The organism is Anaerolinea thermolimosa (assembly GCF_001050195.2).
Classification (GTDB): domain Bacteria; phylum Chloroflexota; class Anaerolineae; order Anaerolineales; family Anaerolineaceae; genus Anaerolinea; species Anaerolinea thermolimosa.
This window is the reverse complement of record NZ_DF967965.1, coordinates 3,369,301-3,386,256: the sequence shown is the minus strand read 5'-3', so window position 1 is coordinate 3,386,256 and position 16,956 is coordinate 3,369,301. Positions and strand designations below refer to the sequence as shown.

The window sequence follows — 16,956 nt, the reverse complement described above, 5'->3', positions numbered from 1 at the left end:
AGATAAAAAAGACCGGATCGCTTTCCTGCGATCCGGTCTGGATTGGCTTCGTCTATTTTAAGTTCAAGAAAGCATCCCTTCCAGGATCATTTCAAGCGCCATGGTATGACTGCAGCGTCCCCGGCTCTGGAAGAATTCGCAATCGCAATTCCATTCGCCGGTCTGGTAATGAACCGTGTGGGCATTGTTTTCGCCTTCAAAGGTGACGGTCAACTGGTTAAAATGGATGCGGTCCTTTTCCTGCGCATAGCGCTTGGCCTTCTCAATTTTGCCAATCATGCCATAGTCCATTGGGCACAACTCCTTTTCTAAAATTGAAGGGAAGAAGCCGGGTAGCAAAAAGCACGCGAAAACCCGCGTGCTTTTGTTCAATCTTCAGACTGATCTTACCCTTTCGCATCTTGAATCGAGTATATAACCACTTCTGATGAAAGTCAACCTGATTTTGGCGGAAATTGCATTTTCTTTTCCAGCACCAGGGCATCTTCACCGTCGAAGTAATAGGCGTTCCACACATCGACGAGATGGTAACCATGGTTGTGGTAAAGCTGAAGGGCGGCCAGGTTGGAGCGGCGTACACTCAGGCGTATGGTGGGCATGCCCATGGCTTTTTCACAGGCCTGCAACAGGGCGCTGGCAACCCCGCGCCGGCGGTAGGCAGGCAGTACCCCCAGCGTGGCCACCCAGCCCACCCCCTCGGCGGGATGGGGGTCGCCGCCGACAAATCCGATCATTTCTGACCCGATGACGGCTTTCAGCCGCACCAAGCCGGGCAGAATCAGGACGCCGATCAGGTCCCAGAGCGGCCATGCGTCCCCGCCGAAGCATTCCTGCTCCAACCGGCGCAGCGCGTTCAGATCACCCAGACCGGCGCCCGTGAGAATAAACCCGCTTTGCACTTCAGCGATCAGTGCGTTTTACTCCTCTTTTCTGGCCTGTCCCTGCAGGAAATTGCTCATCAGGCTGGTGAACTCCATCGGGAAGATGTACTTGGTCGATGGGCTGGCCGCCATGGCTTTGAGCGTTTCAAAATACTGCAGGGTGAGCGTCTTCTGGTCGATGGTTTGCGCTACGGCAAAGATGCGCTCCAGCGCCGCGGCGAACCCTTCGGCGCGCAGCAACTGGGCCTGCTTTTCACCTTCGGCGCGCAGGATGGCGGATTGTTTCTCGCCTTCGGCGCGCAGGATGGCGCTCTGGCGTTCACCATCGGCCACGTTAATGGCCGCCTCGCGGGTACCGGTAGACTCGGTGACGACCGCACGGCGAATGCGCTCGGCAGACATCTGCCGGTTCATGGCTTCCTGCACTTCGCGCGGCGGGATGATCTCGCGAATTTCCACATTGGTGACCTTCACCCCCCAGCGCCCGGTGACCTCGTCCAGGCGGGTGCGCAGGATGGAGTTAATCGTTTCGCGCTCTGAGAGCACATCATCGAGTAATATGCCGCCGATGACCGAGCGGAGGGTGGTGGTGGCCATACCCTGGGCGGCCAGTTCAAAGTTCCCTACCTGCAGTACCGAATCGGTCGGTGAGAGCACCTTGTAGTACCAGATGAAGTCGATGGAGATGGGAGCGTTGTCCTTGGTGATCGAGGTTTGCTGTGGGATTTCCCGCACCTGCTCGCGCAGGTCTACCCGCACGGCGCGGTCAATGATCGGGATTAACAGCACCAGGCCGGGGCCGCGGTCGCCGATGCACCGCCCGAGGCGGAACACCACCAGTCGCTGATATTCCGGCACGACCTTAATCGCATTGACCAGGAAGATCAACACGACCAGGATGATAGCTCCGACAATACACAGGAGCGTTAAAGAAGATGAAACAGGTTCCATGGTTATTCCTCCGGTTTAACTTGTTCAACGGTGAGAACCAACCCCTGGCGGGCGATCACGCGGATGGTAGCCCCGCTGGGGATATAACTACTGCTGACAGCAGTCCATTCTTCTCCCCCCACATATACGGTGCCCTCCGGGCGAAGGTCAGTGCGAGCCGTGCCGGTCATACCGATCAACCGGTCGAGGTTGTGCCGTGGGGTGGCCAGGGCGGCTTCCAGGCTCTTGCGGGCCATGAACCATAGCAACAGCCCTGAACCTCCTGAGATGATCACTGCCAGGATGGGATTAACCGCCGGGCCACCCTGCTCGGTGCGGAAGACGAAGATTGATCCCAGGATGAGCAGGACGATCCCGGCTATCAGAAAGAGGGTCGACCTTCCTTGGCCGCCGCCGCGCGGCCCACGTACGGCAAATACCAGCGGGAATACGGCGACGATCATCACGACAATGGCCCAGCCGTTTACTGGCAGGGTGACGAGGGTGTAACCGGCCAGCAGCAGCGCAAACAGTGCTCCCACTTCAAGGATGCCCGTCCCTGGCGAAAAAAGAGCCAGAATGGCGAAGACAAACCCTCCCACCAGGAGCACAAAACCGACGTTCGGATCCAACAGAATGTTGTTGATCATAAGTCACCATCCCTTATTCATTATACATGAGGGATACCCGGTTTCATCTCAACGTTGTATCAATTTTCGGGAATCCGCCGGGTGGCAGGAAGAACCCCTGCCTGAAGAAACGTCTGCGTATATTGGTATCCGGCGGGCTTGGTGGTAACATTTAAAGGTGCGTTGCAGTTCACTGGAAGGAGAAGCAAGATGACCGTTCAGATCAGTATTCTGGGGCTGGGCCAGGTGGGTTCTTCCATCGGCCTGGCGCTGGCCGCGGCCAGAGATCAAATTACGCGCGTGGGCAACGACCGGGAAGCGGAAGTCCTCAAACAGGCACAGAAGCTCAATGTGGTAGATCGGATTGCCCCCTCCCTGCCCGATGCGGTTGGCGGAGCAGATGTGGTCATTCTGGCACTGCCAGTGGATGAGGTGCGTTCCACCCTCCAGGCCATTGCACCTCATCTCAAGCCGGGGGTGGTGGTGCTGGATACTTCTTCCGCCACGGTGCAGTCCACCCGCTGGGCGCAGGAGCTGCTTACTTCTCCTGAGTGCTACTTCCTGACCTTTACTCCGGCGGCGAATGCCCGTTATCTGGGAGAACTGGACCGGGGCCCGAGCTCGGCGCATGCAGACCTGTTCAAGGACAACATCATCATGATCACCAGCGCGCCGGGGGTGGACGAATCGGCAGTGCAACTGGCTGAAAACCTGGCCCGACTGATCGGCAGTACGCCGGTTTTTTCCGACCCGTATGAGGTGGATGGTTTGCTTTCGGCCAGCCATGTGCTGCCCGGCCTCATTGCGGCGGCACTGGTCAACGTCACCGCCGGTATGCCCGGCTGGAATGACGGGCGAAAGATCGCCAATGCCCGGTATGCGCGCATTGCCGACCTGGCGGCTTACCCCGGCGGCGGAAAAAGGCCCGGGGAAGAGGCCCTGCAAAACCGTGAGAACACCCTTCGCGCGCTGGACAATCTGATCGGTGAGCTTTACGAAATACGCGAAGCCCTGGCCAGCGGCAACGAGGCTACCTTTCACGAGCGGCTGGAACGTGCCCGTCAGCTCCATGCCGCCTGGTTCCGCCAGCGCACCTCAGGTAAATGGGAAGAAGGCCCCCAGCCAGCCTCTCTGCCTTCGTTCGGCGAGACGCTCGGGCGCCTGTTTGGCATCCGTCCGAAGGGTGAGCAGGAAAAGCGCAACAGGGATCGATAGACGATGACCTGCTTTTGCTACATCCTGGAGTGTGCCGACGGCACATATTACACCGGCTGGACTACCGACCCCCGGCGCCGCGAAGCTCAGCATAACGACGGGCGGGGTGCGCGGTATACCCGTCAGCGCCGTCCGGTGCGCCTGGTTTATGTGGAAGAGCAATTTGACCGCGCCGCGGCCATGCGGCGTGAGCGCCAGTTGAAAAACCTTACCCATGCCCAGAAAAAGGCGCTGGCCGAAAGCCAGAGGTGACCTTGCTCAGGGCGGGTGGAGGGTAATTCCCTTTTTAAGAGGTTGACAATGACCCAACGAGAAACGTATCCCATCGATATTGCCGGAGTGCATCGCGAACTGCCCCTGTTCGAGATCAAGCCCGGCCTGCGCATCGCCATTTTGAATATCCTCGGCGATACCGAACTGGTCACGGCCTGCTCAAAGGCGCTGGCCGAGAAACTGGCGTCGGTAGATTATGATATTCTGGTGACCGCTGAAGCCAAAAGTATCCCGCTGGCGCACGGCCTGTCGTACGAGACTCACAAGCCCTATGTGATTTTACGTAAATCGTACAAACCCTACATGGGCGATGCTCTGCGCGCCGAAACGCTTTCGATCACCACCGGCCAGCCGCAGACCCTCTACCTGGATGAGAAAGACCGCCAGCTGATTGCCGGTAAGCGGGTAGTTATTGTGGATGATGTGATCAGTACGGGTTCGACCCTGCAGGGAATGCGCATGTTACTGCAAAAAGCCGGTGCTCAGGTGGTGGCCGAGGCGGCCATCCTCACCGAGGGTGAACGCGCCAAATGGGCCTCGATCATCTCGCTCGGCCACCTGCCCGTCTTCACCGATTGAATCGTCCCTGAAATGAACGGCAACCCTGAGCCAGTTATATGGACGGCCCGGGGTTGCCGCGGCGTTTTGCAAAATTAGGGTTTATTCGTATTTCAGGGCGAGCACCGGCACCATGGTGGCGGCGCGCAGGGCCGGGTACAACCCGGAAACCAGCCCCACCAGGGTTGAAAACGCCAGGGCGAAAAGCGGCAACCAGGGGGCAATATAGGCCGCCTGTCCGGCTTCCTGTCCGCCCATCATGGCCGCCTGGCTGGCCAGGTAGCCCGCGGCCAGCACGTTTACCACCTGCGCCAGCCCCCAGGCCAGGAGCACTCCGCCCAGCCCGCCGATCAGGCCGATGCCAGCGGCCTCTCCCAGAAAAATGGTCATCACGTTGCGATTGGTGGCGCCGATGGCTTTCATCAGCCCGATTTCGCGGGTGCGCTCGAGGATGGCCATGGTCATCGTGTTGGCGATGCCAATGGCTGCCACAAGGAGGGCGATGGCCCCGATGCCGCCGAAAACAATCTGGATGATGGTGTAAAAGTTGTTGATGCCCTGCACAAATTCCATGGGCGTGGAAGCCTGATACCCCAGATTGTTGATGGTATCGGCCAGTTTGGTGACGTCGCGAGAGTCTTTGGCTTTGACCATCACCATTTCGTATCCTTCTTTATTGCGGTTGATGCGCTTGCCGTTGCCCCATTCGTTCCAGGCGGTCAGGTCATCCATGCGCACCACCATGGCGTAATCGGTTTCGCCCATCTTTTGTTTGAGGATGCCCACAATGCGCAGGGGGATGGTCTTTTCTACCGTGGTGCCTTCCTGAGTCCAGCGGGTGAGGATGAAGCGCACCTGCTGGCCGAGGAGCTGGGGCTGTTCGGGCTGGGGCTGCCCGGGGCGCCAGTTGGGGTCGTTGAAGCTTTTCGCCACGGATTCGCCAATCAGCGCTGTGCCGCGTTCGAGCTTGAGTGTGCCATCGAGCAATTCATACCCCATGACCGATAGATCCTCGGTATCCACCGCAAATACGTAGGGATAGGCTTCCAGTTTGCCCACCTTCACCCGCCCGGGCCAGCGAAGCGAGTCGCGGGGGATAACCATCTGCACGCCCTCCAGCCCGGCCAGCTCTTGGATGGCCTGCGTGGTGAGCAGTTTGGTCTGAGAAGGCTGTTCTGCGCCGCCCCCGGGCTTAGCCATCATGATATTTCCCTCGCCGCCATATTTGGGGTAAACCTGCACCATGGTCAGGTCGGTGATTCCGGCGAAGTTGCGGGTGGCGTTGCGTTGCAGGCCGGTGGCCAGAGCCACCAGCAGCACCACTGCCGCAGTGCCGATCACCACGCCGATGGCGGTGAGCGCCACCCGTCCCTTGCGGCGGCTGAGGTTGTAAAAAATCAAGGCAAGGAGATCAAACAAACGCATGGTTGCCTCTCACGGCCCCTTTTGAGGGGGGATGATCACGGGCTGTTCCACCGGGGCGTTAACCGGTCCTTCGACGGGGGTGCCCTCCATCCCGCCGGGGAAAGTCTCAGGCTGAGGCGGGGCGCTGTCCAGCCCGATGAGCCCCTTCAGGAAGCGCAGCACCTTCTGCCAGAAGGTCTCTTCGACTACCGGGGTGACGTCTGGCATGGAAGGGCCGGGGGTGCCGTTCATGCCGGGGCCTTCCGGGCCCACGGGGGCACCCTCCAATACGTTAAGAGTGATGGTCTGGTTGATCTGGCGGGCCTGGTTGAAGTCGTCGGTATAGTTGATGGCCACGTTCAGTTCCAGAGAGCCCGGCTGGGGCGGGATGAGCATGGCATCGAGGGTGAAGAACCCGCCCGGATCGAGCGGCCCCACCAGGGTGGTGTTGTTCTGCACCTCAGCCCCGGCGGCGGTGACGGTCATGTTGCCGAGCACGGCCTGCTTTCGCCCCAGGTTAACCACCTGCAGGGGCAGGGTGGCCATTTGCCCGGCATAGATGGGGCCGGGATCGCGGTAAAAGTTGACTTCGACGGATGGGAGCTGGTAGATGAGCAGGGTGATGACCTGATCATCCACCAGGCGGTTGCCTTTGGGGTCGGTGTAGACAAAGGAAATTTTGAGTGTGTAAGCCCCCGGGTTGGCTGAGACGTTGACGATGAGCCGGGTGCTGGTTTTTACGGTTGCACTGGCTGGCAGATCGCCCAGGTAGACCAGGTTCGAAGAACCTACCGGGGCAAAGTTCGTCAGGTCGCCGCTGCCCCCTGAGACACCTCCCGGCTGGGGGGTGCCGCTTGCATCTGGAGTGACGCCACCCCCCAGCACCATGGTCACTGAGCGGGCATCTGCGTTGCCCAGGTTGCCAACTTCCAGGTCGAGGTTGAACTGGGTGCCCGGTTGCAGGGGGTCAACATCGGTTTGATACGAGGCGATGACCAGCTGGGGGCGGAAGATCTGGGCCGGGGTGGGGGTGGGGGTCGGCGCGGCCGCCCCGGAGTAGACGCGCAACTGGAGGGTGATGGAAAAGGCTTCGTTGTAGGCGGTGCCGTTGGCATCGGTGTACGTGAGCTTAACGGGTACAATGCCCACCCCCTGGCCGGCCAGGGCAGAGCTTACCAGGAAGCGCTGAGAGACCTCGCGCTTGCTGCCCACATCCAGGCTGCCCAGAGCCACCACGCCGCCGGTATCCTGCGGGAGGAAGCTTTCGTTGACGAAGGAGAGGATCAGGTTGCTGGCGTTGAGGGAGCCGTTGTTGCGCAGTTCCACAAAGAGCTTGAAGGAATCGCCTACGGCGATGGTGTCTTTATCCAGATAATAGCCGCTCACCACCACCAGTGGCCGTGCTGCGCCGGGGGGAATGGTGGGCTGTGCGGTGGGTGGAGCGCTGACAGAGACGGAAACGAGTTTGGAAACCGCCGGGATGGTTGGATCGGCGGGGGTGAAGGTCACGGTGATTCCCTCTGAACTGCCCGGCAGAGCCGAAACGGAAAGGTTAACTGCTACCGGCACCGGTTGAGTGCCGCCTGCGGGGATGAAAACGCTGCCCGGCGCAGAGACGTTCCCCAGCCCGCTGGGGGTGGCCGAGATCGTCACATTCACATCCACGGCGCTGTTATTTTTCACCGAAAAATTGAAAAGCACCGAGCTGCCGGGCAGTCCCGATTTTGCCGTCTGGTCTACAGAGACCTCCAGAGTGGCGGTCTGTTGCGGCTCGACGGCCTGCACGGTGGCGCCCGGCCAGGCCAGGGCAAGCACCCCGATCAGCAGGGTGAAAATGGTCAGGATGCGGAGCAGAGATGATTTCGACATAAACGATTCCTCCATGGGTTACCCCGTTGGTTCAGTTTGAATGCTGGCTTCGTATTCTTCACGGCTCACCAGTCTGCCATCCAGCAGGTAGAGCACGTGGGTGGCAAAACGCAACATGCGCGGATCGTGGGTGACCACCACCACCGTGCGTCCATCCCGGTGCAGGTTGCTGAGCAATTGCATAATGCCGAAGCCGGTCGTGGTGTCCAGGTTGCCGGTGGGCTCGTCGGCCAGGATCAGGCGGGGGTTGTTGATCAGTGCGCGGGCGATGGCTACCCGTTGTTGCTGCCCACCAGACATTTCTACCGGGCGGTGGCGCAGGTGGGTTTCAAGCCCCACCAGTTCGAGCAGCTTTCGGGCGCGCTGGGCGCGTTCTTTGCCGGGAATACCGGCAAAGCGCATGGGAAAGGCGGCATTTTCAAGGGCGGTCATGCTGGTGATGAGGTTGAATTGCTGGAAGACAAACCCCACGGTGTTGCGCCGGTAGACTGCCAGGGCATTTTCATCCAGCATGTTCAAGTCCTGCCCGTTGACCAGCAGGGTGCCGCTGGTGGGGCGGTCAAGCCCGCCGATGAGATACAGCAGGGTGCTTTTGCCCGAACCGGAAGGCCCCATGATTACGGTGAAGGTTCCTTCGGGGATGTCCAGGTCTATCCCTGCCAGCGCATGTACGCGGGTGCGCCCCATGACGAAGGTCTTTCGCAAATTACGTGTAACAATGAAGGCTGAAGGTTCCGCCATTGAGGTGTCTCTAGAACAGGAAGAAGGGACGGTTGACAGTGAGGGTGCTGAGCTGGGCGCCGATAAACCCGGGCAAGGCTTCGAGGGCTAAAAAGATGAGCAGGGTGGCCAGCACGGCCCCGCTCACCCGTGCGCGCTGCAGGCCAGAGCCAGCGCTTGCCCCGATGATCAAAAGCACGATTTGCCAGATCAGGTACACATCGATCAGCCCGAGGAATGCCCCCAGGTAAGCCAGCCCGCCGGTGGCGTCGGCCGGGAGGAATCCCGAAAGCCCCGGGCGGGTGACCATTTGGTGGGTGACGAGCATGGCCACGATCTGTACCAGCGTGCGGATGGCATAAGGCAGCATACTCCAACCCGCCAGGCTGAAATCGGCTGAGCGTGACCCCCGGCTGCCGCTGAGGGTGAGAATCATGTGCAGAATGGCCGCCAGCAGGAACCAGCCGATCCACACCCACGCCAGTGCACCCAGCGCCGGGAACACCACCATGAACAGCGGGCTGGTGTTGGGCTGGTTGGCTTCCATGTACTTTTGCTGGGCATCAGGGCTCCAGTACTGGAAGTCTGCCGGGAGCTCAGGCGGTTTGCTCAGCGCAATCTGGGTGCGGATGGGGCCTGCAACCAGCGCCGAGATGATGGCCAGCAGGCTGAGGATCAGCAGGGGGGTCAGCCAGGTGGAAGATTCGGACTGCACTACTTCGCGCAGGGCTCTGGCCGGACGAAAGAGCACCGGCAGAACCCAGTCAAACCGCAGGGGTTTCTTTGGTTGCTGAATCTCTTCTATTTCTTCGATATTTGCCATGATATTGACCTCAAAAAAACTCGGGTTTGAAATGCATCAAGAAGAAGACGTACACTCTTGTCTTTTGGTTCCCTAAAATGCAGGCTTAATCCAGAAAGAACCAAAGGTTACTGGAATTGTACACGGTTTGGAATTTGAAGAGAATGGGGGAGTTTAATAACAAAAGGCCGCGTGCTTTCAGAGGTTGCGCTGGCCGGAAAGCACGCGGGGAGGATGGTTAAAAAGGAAGGGAAGCAATCAGGGAAGCTGATCGGGCCGCACGCGGTAAAGTTCCACCTCAAAGCGCGAGCGGTCACCGCGGTGGATGGCATGGTAATACTCGATGGGAGTGCCGTTCTTCAGGTAAGTGACGCTGTCGAGCAGAATCATGGGGTCGTTCTCGTTGACCTGAAGGAGCAGGGCTTCGCGCTTGTTGGCGCGTACGGCCTCGATGGTGCGCCGCCCGTGAGAGAGTTCAAAACCCAGCTCGTTTTCCAGAATGTCGTAGAGCGAGCGTTTGCTGAGGTCGAAACGAACCACCTCATGGCAGAGAGCATCGGGCAGGTAGGTGGTCACCAGCACGATGGGCTCGTCATCCACAAAGCGCAGGCGCTCGATGCACAGAACTTTATCCTCCGCATTGATGTTCAAAAACCGGGCGACTTTAGGCGGGGCGGGGATGATCTCATTGCGCAGGACGTTGGTGGTGATGTTGTGACCCCGATCGCGCATGTCCTGATAAAAACCGGTCAGTTTTTGAATCAGGCTCTCATTAATCTTGGGCTCGGCAATGAAGGTGCCTTTCCCTTTTTTGCGCTGGATGAGCTGGTCGTATTCCATTTGCTGTAAAGCCTGGCGCACCACCGTGCGGCTGACGCCATACAGTTCGCAGAGTTCGGGCTCGCTGGGGATTTGATCGCCCGGCCGCCACTCACCGGAGCTTATTTTTTCCTTGAGAATATCGATGAGCTGGATATAGTAAGGAACGTAGCTGTTGAAGTCAATCGTTCGGGGCATGGAGGCCTTCCGGGTTGTATGCTTGTTATTACAAATTATAGGGGAGCTGTCAAAAAAAACAACCCCTTAAGAGGTACGAAATCCCCTATCCAGCCGTTCCTGCCAGTGGATGTACCGCTCCACCAGCGGGATGTAGAGAGAATGGCGTTCCGGGTCGGGCAGGCAGGCCGGTTCGATAAGCCGGGCGTGCTTTTCGGCCATTGCGGCCAGGTCGGTGAACAGCCCCGCGGCTTTCCCGGCAATCAACGCACTGCCCCATGCGCCAAATTCGCTCCCCTGTAAGGCCCGGTATGGGACGCCCAGCACATCGGCTTTGATCTGATTCCAGTGCCCGCTGCGCGCCCCGCCGCCAGCCACGCGGGCTTCCTGCCATTGCAGGCCGGGGACAAGTTCGCGCAGGATGGAGAGGTAATAGGCATATTCGTAGGCCACGCTTTCCAGTATGGCGCGGATGAAGTGCGCCTGGGTATGCCCCCAGGAAAAGCCCAGCCAGGCGCCGCGCATTTCTGGCGCGGCGGGGCAAATGCGCCCGCCCAGATGCGGTGAAAAGAACAGGCCGTCGCAACCGGGGGGAGCCTTGAGCGCCTCGGCGATCATCGCGGCGTAGAGGTCATTTTCAGCCGGAAGCGGCTGGCCGCGCCCGGTGTTGTAGAACTGATCGCGGTACCAGCGGAGGGCTAGGCCGCCCCCGGCAATATAGGCCAGCGGGTGCCACAGCCCGGGGATCACCGAGCGCATGGTCAGCAGGGCGCGGTGAGCAGTATCGGCCACGAAGCGATCGGTGCAACCGGCCAGCACCGCCGCCGTGCCAGCCACATCGAAGAGCATGCCCGCCCGGGTGATTCCCGCACCCAGTGCATTGGCGGCGGTGTCTCCGCACCCGGCGGCAATGGGCGTGCCTGCGACCAGCCCGAAGTCTTGCGCGGCCTGTTCCTTCACCTCGCCGATTACCTGCCAGGGTTCAACAATACGCGGAAGCTTGTTCTGGTCAACACCCAGCAAGCTGCAAAGCTCAGCCGACCAGACCCCCCGTTGAGCATCGCTGAAGCCGGTGAAATGCAGGAAGGTTACGTCCATGAAGGCCTCTTCACCGCGGAGGCCGGCCATTTTTCCGGCCACGTAAGCCGAGGGGGTGAGGAATTTGACGATCCGGCGGTAGGCTTCGGGCTGTTCTTCTTTCCACCAGAGGATTTTGGGGCCGTGATCACAGGTGGGAGGGCAGCCGGTCAGGCGGGTGATCTGCTCAGCATGGTGGGCGTTCAGGTAATCAATGTAAGGCTGGCAACGCATGTCAAGCCAGGAATCGAAGCGAATGGCCGGGCGGTAGTCTTCATCCACAGCCCCGATACCGGCCATCTGACTGTCGAAGGCGATAGCCGCCACCTGGTGCGGGTCAATGCCGCTCTGTTGCAGGCAGGCCTTCACCGTCTGAGCGGCGGTGGTGTAAAAGTCATCGTTTTCCTGTTCCACCACTCCGGGGCGGGGGTAGTAAAGTGGAACTTCCAGCGTGACTTCGGCGACCAGCCTGCCTTCGGTGGTGTAAAGTGCGGCTTTCGTGCTGCTGGTACCCAGGTCTACTCCGATCAGATAGGCTTGCTTCACCCTGAACCTCCCTGATTATTCTGTGCGGGTTGACCTCTCGGCGCGGGGCACGTACACCAGCGGCGGGCGCAGTTCTTCGGCAATTTCGGCCAGCCGGTTGAAATGCTCCGTAATGGAGATGTGCAGTACCTCGGCGATGACCTGTGTCCACCCGTGTAAGAAGTACAGCCAGCCGTCTTCGACGCGCAAACCGCGCGATTCTTTCTGCGCCATGGCCTGGTGCCAGAAATCCAGTTCGCCGCGGTAGTTAATCTCCCAGGCGATGCCGTGCATGGGGAAGCGCCCGGCATCGGTGATGGGCGAGCCGGGGGTGTCTTTGCCCATGCCGGTGGCGTTGATCACCAGGCTGCCCTCGGGGAGCCTTTCCATAATTTGATCGTTAACGCGCGGGTCGGCGTTATGAATGTACTCAAAGGTGATGTCGGTATCCATCTGTTCGACCATTTTTTTCATCGCCAGCAGCCGTTCAGGAGAACGATTGACCACGATGAAGCGCCGTGGCCGATCGGCGGGGTCGGCTTTACCGATCAGATGCAAAGCCATGGCCTTGCCCGATCCTCCCGCGCCGAAGCAAAGCACATGCCCGCCGGTGCGCCCGAAGTACCCCGGGCCGAGAAAGGCGTCCATGCTCATGCCTGAGGTCAGCGGATCTTTCGCGCAGCCCTCCAGCAGGCCATCGCGCTTGGAAATGCTGGAAACCTCGCCCGTGAGTTGAGCTGAGCGGTGAAGCACGTCGAACATATCGCGCGCGGCTTCGAGCAGATCAATCTTATGGGTGGTCACCAGCCCTCCCAGAGAAAGCGGGTCATATTTGATCTGAGCCACGGTGCGGCGATAGGCTTCTGGAGCGTCGTGAATGGGGTGGTCGATGCCCTCGATGACCACCTCGGGCCGGCCCAGCGCTTCCATCCAGCGGGGGAAAACCCGCATGATGGCCGAACGGGTGGTGGTGACTCCGACGAAGTAAAACGTGGGTTGGGTTTTGGTTACGATGGGATAGGGTTGAGAGCTCATCGGATGATCCTTCCTGTCGCAGGAATACGTCTTGACGCGGTTTACACCACACGGTTTTCAGGTTCTTCACCGCGCAGCACAGCCAGACAGTTGTTCAGCGCGCCCCAGCCCATGGCATTGGCGGCGTGGTCAGAATGTGCGCCCATGTGCGGGGTGACGATCACCTGCGGCATGGCCAGCAAAGGGTGATCGGCACCAGGCGGCTGACGGGTGAACACGTCCAGGGCGGCGCCGCGCAGGTGCCCCTCGTTCAGGGCGGCAATCAGGGCGGCTTCATCGATCAGTTCGCCGCGGGCCGTGTTAATCAGAAAGGCTCCGCGCTTCATGGATTTCAAGAAGGCTGCGTCTACCATGCCGCGCGTTTGCCCGGTAAGCGGGCAGTGCAGGGAGAGGAAGTCGGCGCTGGCGATCACCTCTTCGCGGCTGGTGAAGTGCGCCAGCCCCTCGCCAGAGGCCGGGTCGGTGTAGGGATCGAAGGCCAGAATCTGGCACCCCAGGCCGCTCAGTTTTTGGGCCACACGCCGACCGATGGCGCCAAAACCGATCAACCCCACGGTTTTCCCGTTGACCGAGATGCCCTGCAGGCGCGGCCAGAGGCCGGCGCGGGTCTCACGGTCGGCAACGACGATGTTGCGCGCCAGCGCCAGGATCAACCCGACGGTGAGTTCGGCGACCGAATCGGCGTTGGCGGCGGGGGTATTGGTGATGATGATGCCCTTCTCGCGGGCGGCGTCGAGGTCTATATTATCTACACCGGTGCCGTACCGGGCGATTACCCGCAGATGATCGGCGCGGGCGATCACCTGCCGGTCAAAGCGGTCGAGGCCGGCAATGCAGGCGTCAAAGCCGGGGATCAGAGCCGCCAGCTCTTCGGCGGTGAAGGGTCTACCGCTCTGGTTGTAGACCACTTCTCCCACCTGAGACTCCAGCGTGGTTTTCAGGGCCGGGTCGTGCACCCCGTACGAAGTAGCGGTGACCAGCACACGGCATTGATAAAGCGGTTTGGGCATCAACGTTCCTCCGGAGATAACCAGCGGGGGTTGTCAATGATCTGCGGCCTGCCTTCCTGCTCAACGATGCACTTGCGAAAGCCCTGTTTTTCAATACTGGCGTAATCGTGGCCGGCATGGGCGGGGTAGGCAAAGTAGGTGACCAGGTCTTCATGATGGCCGGTGTTGACCGAGCGATGTGCCCAGCGCGGGGGCACGTAGAGCAGCCTGCCCGGGCGCAGTTCTTCCACACTCCACTCCCCTTCGGGAGTTTCCATCACCATCATCCCTTCGCCGCGCAGGCAGTAGTACAGTTCGGCAGTGTCGCGGATGGCGTGGAAGTGCCCCTTGGTCATCCAGTATTCTGCACCGACCTTGCCGGGGTGGACAATGGACAACCCGAAGCGAAATTCGCCGGGGTGTTCGGGGCGTTCCACTTCCAGCACTTCGTAGAGAATCACGTCTTCCCGGGCGAGCATTTCCTGGTAGGCGGAGACGTCCAGAAACTGGCCTTTCATTGAAGAGAGGCGGCGCACAATGTGATGATCGAAGCGGCTGAGGGTTATTTCGGCCCCCTGGAGAATCTCCAGGGTGAAGGGCACATGGGCGAGCAGCGATGAGGCGGGCTGGGTCATTGCGGGGTTCCTCTCTGGGGTTCAAGGATGACTTTCAGTGCCCTGCCAGACTCGGCTACCCGCAGGCCTTCCACCGCCTGACGCAGGGGAAAACGCGCACTGACCAGGCGGCTCAGGTCTACCCGACCTGCTGCCACAATGGAAGCCGCCCGCCAGCAATCGAAGGTGCTGGAAGCCGTGCTGCCGGTGACGATCAATTCGCGGTAGTGTACCAGGTTGGCATCGAGTTGAATGGTGGGCTGATCTTTGGGGAGCCCACCAAAGAAGCTGATCCGTCCGCCGATGGCAGCCAGGCGGGGGGCGGCTTCCTGCGCGCGATGGGCCGGCGCGGCGACGATGATCACGTCGGCACCTTCACCGTGGGTTTCTTCCAGGATCGCGGTGTTCAGGTCTTCACTGGCGGGGTTGATCACGCGGTCGGCCCCGAAGGACGCGGCCTGTGCGGCGCGCTCGGGGTTGATCTCACTCAGGATAATGCGCCGCGCGCCCTGCAATCGGGCTGCCATGAGGTGCATGATGCCGATCGGCCCGGCGCCGATGATGAGTACCACATCTTCCGGGGCGATGTTCAGAGCCTGTTGCCCGCGCAGCACACATGCGAAAGGCTCAATGAGCGCCGCGCCGGCAGGGTCTACCGCCGGATCAATGGGGATAAGGTTACCCTGACGGATGGCTGGCGCCGGAACGAGCATGTATTCGGCAAAGGAGCCATCCAGGGTGATACCCGGCGCGCCGTAATGGGCACAGCGATTGTTGTTACCGGTGATGCACTGGCGGCAGTGGCCGCAGCCGAAGTTGGGGGCCACGAAGACGCGCTGGCCTTCTTTTAACCCTTCCACATCCGCTCCCAGGGCGGCCACATCTCCGACCACTTCATGGCCGGGAATGCGCACCACTCCCGGGGCATACATGCGGTGCCCGCCGTGGTAAATGCGCAGGTCGGTGCCGCAAATCCCGGTGCTGACGACGCGGATGAGTACATCGCCCGGCCCAACTGCGGGGATGGGGCGTTCTTCGACGCGCAGGTCTTCCGGGCCGTAATAGACGGCGGCGAGCATGGTCTGGCTCATGCCATCACCTCGCTGAGCAAGACGGGGCGTTCTTCCAGGAAGGAACGGGTGGCCGCCAGCACGCTGGCTACTGCCCAGCGCCCGTCTTCAGCGCCCACTTTTGGGGGAGTATCGGTTTGAATGGCGTGCAGGAAGTGCTCCATCTCACGGATGTATCCCCATGCAAAACGCTGCGGCCAGGTGCGGAAGATGGGCGTCACCAGGCCGTGGTCGCGGTCGGTACACACCACCACCGCCTGCCCTTTCAATTCACCGATTTGCATGATGCCCTTCTCGCCGATGATTTCCACCCGGGCGTCGTAGCCGTAGTCGCACGGGCAAATACTGGAAATGTTCCCCAGAGTGCCGTTTTCAAAGCGCACGGTTACCAGAGCGTGATCGTAAAAATGCTCGGTGGTCACCCCCCGCGCAGAGCCTTTAAGGTTTGCCACTTCGGCGTACACCCGCCGGGGGTTAGAGCCCATCAGCCAGCGGATGCAGTCCCAGTCGTGGCTGTTGACCTCGGCGAGGTTGCCGTTGGAGGTCTTCAGATCGCGCGCCCAGGGAGGCGGCAGCCCCGGCCCGTGCGTGAGCGATTTGACCATCAGCGGCTGGCCGATTTCTCCCGCCTGGATGCGTTCGAAGGCGGCAGAGAAATCGGGGTCGAAGCGGCGCATGAACCCCAGCTGAAGGAAAACATGGTTCTCCGCGGCGGCCCGGGCAATGGCGTCGCATTCTTCCAGGGTGAGAGCCATGGGCTTTTCGAGGAAGATGTGCTTACCGGCGCGGGCAGCGGTGACGGCCAGCGCAGCGTGGGTGAAGGTGGGTGTGGTGATCACCACGGCATCCAGTTCGATGTGGTCGAGAGCTTCTTCGAGGGTGGCAAAGCGCTGTTCGACCCCAAACTCATCTGCGGTGGCCTGCAGGGTTTCGGCGTGGGGGTCCACAATGGCCACCAGCCTTCCAGCAGGGAGGTGGCGGGTGAGGGAAGCGGCATGGACTTTTGCGGCTCGCCCGGCCCCCACCAGACAGATTCGGATCAGCTTCATGGCATAGAACCTCGTGGGTATGGGAATGAACGTTGTTTTAGTGTAATCCTGTTATTACATCATTATAAAGTGTTTGAGGAAAACCTTCAAGAGGAAAACCCTGTTCTATTAAATATCCATTCGGGTTTTAGAAAAAGTCCCTTTTTCTGCCGTCTTTTCGACACAAGAAACTTTGCTTCTGCCCGGGGTGGGTTGAGGGCTTCTCATGGTCGTCTGGCAACCCATGGCATCCTTGTGGCCTGTTATCCCCTCTTCTTTTTCCGGGGGGCAAAGAGAGCAAGGGGGTGACTCTCGCGCCGGTATGGAACAGTATTTTGGAA

Annotated in this window: 18 protein-coding genes; 3 read left to right on the top strand and 15 right to left on the bottom strand. The window is 60.2% G+C overall.

Features of this window, described 5'->3' with window-relative positions:
* Positions 1–63: 63 nt before the first annotated feature.
* The 4 genes from ATHL_RS15190 to ATHL_RS15175 form a co-directional block, all read right to left on the bottom strand.
* Positions 64–291 (bottom strand): SWIM zinc finger family protein, encoded by a 228-nt coding sequence (locus ATHL_RS15190; RefSeq protein WP_062195610.1) that lies wholly within the window; start codon positions 289–291, stop codon positions 64–66.
* 143 nt (positions 292–434) lie between these two features.
* On the bottom strand, positions 435–899 hold the full coding sequence (locus tag ATHL_RS15185; protein ID WP_062195609.1) for a GNAT family N-acetyltransferase: 465 nt from the start codon (positions 897–899) through the stop codon (positions 435–437).
* Positions 900–917: 18 nt separating this feature from the next.
* The gene (locus ATHL_RS15180) at positions 918–1,832 is read right to left on the bottom strand and encodes an SPFH domain-containing protein (RefSeq protein ID WP_062195608.1); all 915 of its coding nucleotides are present in this window, start codon (positions 1,830–1,832) and stop codon (positions 918–920) included.
* Between the two features lie 2 nt (positions 1,833–1,834).
* On the bottom strand, positions 1,835–2,461 hold the full coding sequence (locus ATHL_RS15175) for an NfeD family protein (protein WP_062195607.1): 627 nt from the start codon (positions 2,459–2,461) through the stop codon (positions 1,835–1,837).
* A 189-nt stretch (positions 2,462–2,650) separates the two neighbouring features.
* Between ATHL_RS15175 and ATHL_RS15170 the strand changes: the two genes are divergently transcribed.
* The 3 genes from ATHL_RS15170 to ATHL_RS15160 are packed head-to-tail and all read left to right on the top strand — an operon-like array spanning position 2,651 to position 4,507.
* The gene (locus ATHL_RS15170; RefSeq protein ID WP_062195605.1) at positions 2,651–3,655 is read left to right on the top strand and encodes a prephenate dehydrogenase; all 1,005 of its coding nucleotides are present in this window, start codon (positions 2,651–2,653) and stop codon (positions 3,653–3,655) included.
* Between the two features lie 3 nt (positions 3,656–3,658).
* Entirely contained in the window at positions 3,659–3,907 is a 249-nt protein-coding gene (locus tag ATHL_RS15165; protein WP_062195603.1) for a GIY-YIG nuclease family protein, read from the top strand.
* 48 nt (positions 3,908–3,955) lie between these two features.
* Positions 3,956–4,507 (top strand): phosphoribosyltransferase family protein, encoded by a 552-nt coding sequence (locus tag ATHL_RS15160; RefSeq protein ID WP_062195602.1) that lies wholly within the window; start codon positions 3,956–3,958, stop codon positions 4,505–4,507.
* An 81-nt stretch (positions 4,508–4,588) separates the two neighbouring features.
* On the opposite strand, the gene ATHL_RS15155 is transcribed toward ATHL_RS15160, so the two are convergent.
* The 11 genes from ATHL_RS15155 to ATHL_RS15105 form a co-directional block, all read right to left on the bottom strand.
* On the bottom strand, positions 4,589–5,911 hold the full coding sequence (locus tag ATHL_RS15155; protein WP_062195600.1) for an ABC transporter permease: 1,323 nt from the start codon (positions 5,909–5,911) through the stop codon (positions 4,589–4,591).
* Positions 5,912–5,920: 9 nt separating this feature from the next.
* The gene (locus ATHL_RS15150) at positions 5,921–7,759 is read right to left on the bottom strand and encodes a COG1361 S-layer family protein (protein ID WP_062195598.1); all 1,839 of its coding nucleotides are present in this window, start codon (positions 7,757–7,759) and stop codon (positions 5,921–5,923) included.
* A gap of 18 nt (positions 7,760–7,777) precedes the next feature.
* Positions 7,778–8,500 (bottom strand): ABC transporter ATP-binding protein, encoded by a 723-nt coding sequence (locus ATHL_RS15145; RefSeq protein ID WP_062195597.1) that lies wholly within the window; start codon positions 8,498–8,500, stop codon positions 7,778–7,780.
* A gap of 10 nt (positions 8,501–8,510) precedes the next feature.
* Positions 8,511–9,302, bottom strand: coding sequence for a Yip1 family protein (locus ATHL_RS15140; RefSeq protein ID WP_062195595.1), 792 nt, complete (start codon positions 9,300–9,302; stop codon positions 8,511–8,513).
* 237 nt (positions 9,303–9,539) lie between these two features.
* A complete protein-coding gene (locus ATHL_RS15135; RefSeq protein WP_062195593.1) occupies positions 9,540–10,298 on the bottom strand; it encodes a GntR family transcriptional regulator in 759 nt (252 codons plus the stop codon).
* A gap of 66 nt (positions 10,299–10,364) precedes the next feature.
* A complete protein-coding gene (locus tag ATHL_RS15130) occupies positions 10,365–11,900 on the bottom strand; it encodes a xylulokinase (RefSeq protein WP_062195591.1) in 1,536 nt (511 codons plus the stop codon).
* Between the two features lie 15 nt (positions 11,901–11,915).
* Positions 11,916–12,914, bottom strand: coding sequence for a shikimate dehydrogenase family protein (locus tag ATHL_RS15125; RefSeq protein WP_062195590.1), 999 nt, complete (start codon positions 12,912–12,914; stop codon positions 11,916–11,918).
* A 41-nt stretch (positions 12,915–12,955) separates the two neighbouring features.
* Complete coding sequence (locus ATHL_RS15120) at positions 12,956–13,924, bottom strand: phosphoglycerate dehydrogenase (protein WP_062195588.1); 969 nt, start codon at positions 13,922–13,924, stop codon at positions 12,956–12,958.
* Positions 13,924–14,538, bottom strand: a complete 615-nt coding sequence (locus ATHL_RS15115) for a glucose-6-phosphate isomerase family protein (protein WP_084001549.1) — start codon at positions 14,536–14,538, stop codon at positions 13,924–13,926. The genes ATHL_RS15120 and ATHL_RS15115 overlap by 1 nt, the downstream gene beginning before the upstream one ends.
* Positions 14,535–15,608: a zinc-dependent dehydrogenase gene (locus ATHL_RS15110; protein ID WP_062195586.1), complete on the bottom strand. Its 1,074-nt coding sequence runs from the start codon at positions 15,606–15,608 to the stop codon at positions 14,535–14,537. Before ATHL_RS15110 ends, ATHL_RS15115 begins: the two co-directional genes overlap by 4 nt.
* Positions 15,605–16,636, bottom strand: a complete 1,032-nt coding sequence (locus ATHL_RS15105) for a Gfo/Idh/MocA family oxidoreductase (protein WP_062195585.1) — start codon at positions 16,634–16,636, stop codon at positions 15,605–15,607. The genes ATHL_RS15110 and ATHL_RS15105 overlap by 4 nt, the downstream gene beginning before the upstream one ends.
* Positions 16,637–16,956: the final 320 nt, after the last annotated feature.

What these genes read in the sequence shown, in the direction of transcription:
- ATHL_RS15190 (WP_062195610.1), bottom strand. Translation starts at nt 291, where the DNA reads ATGGACTATGGCATGATTGGCAAAATTGAGAAGGCCAAGCGCTATGCG.
- ATHL_RS15180 (WP_062195608.1), bottom strand. Translation starts at nt 1,832, where the DNA reads ATGGAACCTGTTTCATCTTCTTTAACGCTCCTGTGTATTGTCGGAGCT.
- ATHL_RS15175 (WP_062195607.1), bottom strand. Translation starts at nt 2,461, where the DNA reads ATGATCAACAACATTCTGTTGGATCCGAACGTCGGTTTTGTGCTCCTG.
- ATHL_RS15170 (WP_062195605.1), top strand. Translation starts at nt 2,651, where the DNA reads ATGACCGTTCAGATCAGTATTCTGGGGCTGGGCCAGGTGGGTTCTTCC.
- ATHL_RS15165 (WP_062195603.1), top strand. Translation starts at nt 3,659, where the DNA reads ATGACCTGCTTTTGCTACATCCTGGAGTGTGCCGACGGCACATATTAC.
- ATHL_RS15160 (WP_062195602.1), top strand. Translation starts at nt 3,956, where the DNA reads ATGACCCAACGAGAAACGTATCCCATCGATATTGCCGGAGTGCATCGC.
- ATHL_RS15155 (WP_062195600.1), bottom strand. Translation starts at nt 5,911, where the DNA reads ATGCGTTTGTTTGATCTCCTTGCCTTGATTTTTTACAACCTCAGCCGC.
- ATHL_RS15150 (WP_062195598.1), bottom strand. Translation starts at nt 7,759, where the DNA reads ATGTCGAAATCATCTCTGCTCCGCATCCTGACCATTTTCACCCTGCTG.
- ATHL_RS15145 (WP_062195597.1), bottom strand. Translation starts at nt 8,500, where the DNA reads ATGGCGGAACCTTCAGCCTTCATTGTTACACGTAATTTGCGAAAGACC.
- ATHL_RS15140 (WP_062195595.1), bottom strand. Translation starts at nt 9,302, where the DNA reads ATGGCAAATATCGAAGAAATAGAAGAGATTCAGCAACCAAAGAAACCC.
- ATHL_RS15135 (WP_062195593.1), bottom strand. Translation starts at nt 10,298, where the DNA reads ATGCCCCGAACGATTGACTTCAACAGCTACGTTCCTTACTATATCCAG.
- ATHL_RS15125 (WP_062195590.1), bottom strand. Translation starts at nt 12,914, where the DNA reads ATGAGCTCTCAACCCTATCCCATCGTAACCAAAACCCAACCCACGTTT.
- ATHL_RS15120 (WP_062195588.1), bottom strand. Translation starts at nt 13,924, where the DNA reads ATGCCCAAACCGCTTTATCAATGCCGTGTGCTGGTCACCGCTACTTCG.
- ATHL_RS15115 (WP_084001549.1), bottom strand. Translation starts at nt 14,538, where the DNA reads ATGACCCAGCCCGCCTCATCGCTGCTCGCCCATGTGCCCTTCACCCTG.
- ATHL_RS15110 (WP_062195586.1), bottom strand. Translation starts at nt 15,608, where the DNA reads ATGAGCCAGACCATGCTCGCCGCCGTCTATTACGGCCCGGAAGACCTG.
- ATHL_RS15105 (WP_062195585.1), bottom strand. Translation starts at nt 16,636, where the DNA reads ATGAAGCTGATCCGAATCTGTCTGGTGGGGGCCGGGCGAGCCGCAAAA.